We start from the raw sequence: 4,324 nt of genomic DNA on the forward strand, positions 1-4,324 counted from the left end.
TTTCATACGAGAGGGAAATGTTCTGTTGAAAAGAACTTTTGTTTTTCAGATAAGGGAGGGAGGAGGATAGCAATCACACTAATAAAAAAGGGTGTTATCTTAATTATTTAATGTAATTGCTATTATTTATTGCAGTTAAATTAGGCAGCCGCTTATCCGCTAATTAGCAGATAAGCGGGGCTTATTACTTTGCTTTACGGCGACGTAAGAAACCAAAACCTAATAGAGACATAATGCCGAACATACCAAATGAACCACCACCGGTATTATCATATTCAGGCACGACAACTTTAGGCTCTAAAGAATCAGCGCCAGCTACTTTAACTGTCATTGATACTGTCGAGTTAGGTACTATTTCACCATCGCGTTTCAGTGTCATTGTTGCAGTATATAAGCTTGATTTAGCTCCAATAAGCTCGAGGCCTAAGACCTGTTCACCATCTGCAGTTAGCGCAACTTTCGGTGAAGTAACTTTACTCATATCAACATAAACATTGCCATCTAGATTGCTTAGCGTTATCTCTGCTATGTCACCTGTTAACGCACCCGCTTCTGCTGGAATGGTGTAAGGAACATTAATGAAACCACCTGCTTTTGTAAGGTGTACAGGTTGACCGCTGTCGGTTTCACCTGGTGTGTAGCCAAGTACCATAATCGCAGAATCATGATCAGACGAGCGGAAAACATCATCTGCATAAAACGCATCGGCGAAATCACCTTTACGATCTTCGTTATAATCATATAATGGTGATTCTGCCGCATTAATATGCCAATCGGCAGCATCAACAAGACGATCTTTTAGTGATGGTGTGATTAAAACATGATCCAGAGAACCGATTTCATCCTCGTAAGAATAACTCCAGCTCGTTTTTCCATGTTCAGCATCTTTCATGCCTACGGCATTTAAGTATCCGTAAGTTTTTGTGATCACTTGACCATTTTCGCCGAACTGTGGTTCTTTGCCGATAAAGGTCTTACGTGCTGCTTTTAATTCTTTAGCAGTGGGGTTTTCAGTTAAGACTAACATTGGATCTTCTTGAGCGTAAGAGTTCATATCACCCACGATCACTTTGTCACCACTAATTTTATTTAGCTCTTCGCCCAGTTGAACAGCTGCGGCAACACGGAAGTTCTCACAGTTGCCCTGGAGGTCATCATTAGAACCAAATTCATCAAGAAGCGCTTTGTCTTTGTTAAAGCTTAGTTTTGTTGTATCACCAAATTCAACGCCATCCCAATCTTCAACACAAGTAGAGCCTTTTGATTTGAAATGGTTAACAGCAACGGTTAGTTTTTTACCGGTTTGGTTAACAATAAAGGTTGCTGCTAATGAATCGCGCATGTAATTATCGCCGCTTTCTAGCACTGCGTTGGTGTAGTTTTTGACTACAACACCATTATCATTCACAACTGGATCGTCATGTTGAGATGGCATTGGAATAATCTTCACCGCATCCAGAGTCACTTTTGCCGGACGATACAACATACCTGAAGCAATTGCATCACCACCGATTGAATCGTCGGCATCGATAATTGTATCACCATTACTGTCAAAACCGATGAATGCATAACGATTACTGCTTGAGTTGTCTTTCGATTCCTTACTCAGTTTGACTTCGTCATAGGCTAAATTAATTTCATTCACTAATTCAGTAATAGCACTGGTCTCACCGAAGCCGTTATTTTCGATTTCCATCAAACCGACGATATCTGCATCTAACCCCTGAATAGCAGCTACAATTTTTGCTTTTTGCTTCTCATATTCGCTAAATGATGTAGCACCACGGTTGTCACCATTATTGTTTTGCGCACCGCCAAATGGTGAGTTGAAGTAGTTCAATACGTTTTGCGTAGCAACTTTAACCTCAATATCACCAGAAGCGACTTCAGCTAGGGCTTTTTTAAGAGCATAACGGTCTTGTCTAGGTGTATTGTGGGTGAAGTTAGCACTCGTCAGTGTATTTGAGACCGTAAAGGTATAGATATCATTATAACTGTTGTATGAGATCACACCCTCAAGACCAGTTACGCTATCATCGATACGGATGTAGTTATTTGCTGGATCTGCGCTGAAATCCGGGTAATAAGGAATGTCTCCATCGGCTGCTTTAGTTTCAGATTCAATAAGAAGGCTGTAGTCTTTATTCTGCGCATTCGCGGCAACAGCTGCAGAACTGCCCGCAACATTCTCCTGGTTTGGCTGCATGTTCGGGCGCTTATAAGAAAGCACCATGTTGTTACGGAAGTTAGAATAATCAAAGCTGAACGTACGTGCTACGCGCATACTCTGATCACCATCTTCATCAGGGTTGATGTCAAGTGGCAGGCTGACAGGTTGGCCGACATAACGTGCGAGAGTTGCTTTGAATGAACCGCCGTCTTCAGGGAGCATTTGTACAACCTGTGGACCAGTATCTGCCGCGTAGGCGGCAAGTGTTGCAAGGCCTAAATCAGTGAAATTGTTTTCACTTGTGTCAGTGCCAGCAACGTCACGTATTTGTTCGTTCCAGTTATTAAAAACATGACTACTACTTTGTGCTGGTGTTACATCTCCGTCTGCAAAGCGACGGATGAAGGTTTTGTTTGCTCCCCAGTCACTATCGGTACCGATCACATCAAGAGTGGTTGAACCATCAACAAGTGCTACGTGGTCATCACCATTGAAGTTCATACTGTTGTATTTTGCTTCATCATATGTACCAGAGAGAATTACTCGCGCACTGTTAGCGGTCACTGCTGCCAGTAGTTCAGCCTCGGCGCCGCCATTAGCAATCACGATCGTTTCACCAGCACCGATTGTAACGCCTTCAAGTACATTTTCCTTCGCAGCATTCTGTATAACATTATCATATGAGCTATATTGCAAAGTATCTGTTGCTGTAAATGTATACTCCGCACCATAGTTTGTTAATTCAATCGCTTTATTGTTTGCTGTTCCTTCAACATATTCAGTAATTAAAATGTTGTTTATATCGGCGTATGCGCCTGCTGAAAGTACACTGCCGATAGCAAGTGCTAATATTTTCTTGTTCATAATTTGTTCCTTAAACTATTTTCTTAAGTATTTTCTAGGGTTAGAAGTAAACGCGAGCGTAAGCGTATGCATCTTGTGCTGCTTCGCCAAAATTGCCTTCTACAGCAAAGATAACCGATGAAGAGGGTTTGAAGTTCACGCCCACTGTTCCCCAAGTGCGCTCATCGCCCCAAGAGAAATCCGCTTTACCATATTGTGCGTTTTGTATTGCCCACGCTTCATATTCTTCGAAGTTATAAGATCCGGTAAATTCCCATTTCTCGGTTAATTTATAACGGGCAGAAACTAAACCGCCTTTATTTCTAAGTGTCTGATAATCGTTATAGGTCTTAATGGGATTAAGGGGATCAGTGATATCGACAGGCGTCGATTCTTGTGCGATATCTTCATCTTCTACATATGCATTAAAGCCGATCGCAATACTTTCTGTGATGTATGCACGAGCACCAAATGCAAACAGAACTTGCTCACCATATTTAGATTCGCCATCAGAGCCTGTACGAGTTTCTGCTCCGGCAATAACATCGACATAATCAGTGAACAAACCAAAGTAACCATTTATAACATCACCATATGCAGCGCCTGATGAACTTTCTCCCTCATAAGAGTAAGAGACTCCCGCCTTGAAGTTAGACAGGTTACCTTCATATTTTAATGTGTTGGCCTGATCGCCTGCTTCACCTGTTTCTACTGTGGTATCAAAGGTAAAATCACCATATTTATCGTAATCATCCAGCGCGGTATCAGTTAAACCAAATTCAATAGCATGGTTGTCAGTAAGATGATAACCGATAAACATTTTATCGATGCTCAGTACCATATCACCCGAGCCATATTTCCAATTTTCACGTTCATAATCGAGTTCAAGGCGGTAATAAACGGCTTGATAATTACCTTTAATGCCCATTGTTGCAAAGCTGTCATCTACGTAGCTTTTGTCTTGGAAAAATTCAGCATATTCATAGTTAGGGCTAATGTGTCCGCCCACACCTACTTCACCATATAGCTTTAGGCTGTCTCCATTATCTTTTTCATAAATAGTGGCAGCTTGTGTATTTACCCCCACAAACAGTGCAGAGAGAGCTATGCAAAGGGCTGTTTTCTTAAACATTTTGTTATCCTTAATTGAATGTTATATGCACGTTATTGTGCGGCTTTATAGTATGTTGTAAGTAATTACTCCCGGTCTTGGCTGTGAAAATTGACAGCACTAGGATTGAGAGTGGCTACTTAGTTAATCAATTTGTTATTGGTAAGTTATTTCATTTTTTGGAGCAAAATCAGCTATAT

The 4,324-nt window shown here is 41.3% G+C and carries 2 protein-coding genes; both read right to left on the reverse strand.

Annotation, left to right across the window (positions count from 1 at the left end):
* Positions 1-184: 184 nt before the first annotated feature.
* Positions 185-3,034 carry an ExeM/NucH family extracellular endonuclease gene (locus AC4GME_RS17610; protein WP_490378087.1) on the reverse strand — a complete coding sequence of 950 codons (2,850 nt, stop codon included), beginning with the start codon at positions 3,032-3,034 and terminating at the stop codon, positions 185-187.
* A gap of 40 nt (positions 3,035-3,074) precedes the next feature.
* The gene (locus tag AC4GME_RS17615; protein ID WP_490379922.1) at positions 3,075-4,145 is read right to left on the reverse strand and encodes a porin; all 1,071 of its coding nucleotides are present in this window, start codon (positions 4,143-4,145) and stop codon (positions 3,075-3,077) included.
* Between the last annotated feature and the right edge of the window lie 179 nt (positions 4,146-4,324).

The sequence above is a fragment of the Psychromonas sp. genome, from assembly GCF_983033635.1.

What these genes read in the sequence shown, in the direction of transcription:
- AC4GME_RS17610 (WP_490378087.1), bottom strand. Translation starts at nt 3,034, where the DNA reads ATGAACAAGAAAATATTAGCACTTGCTATCGGCAGTGTACTTTCAGCA.
- AC4GME_RS17615 (WP_490379922.1), bottom strand. Translation starts at nt 4,145, where the DNA reads ATGTTTAAGAAAACAGCCCTTTGCATAGCTCTCTCTGCACTGTTTGTG.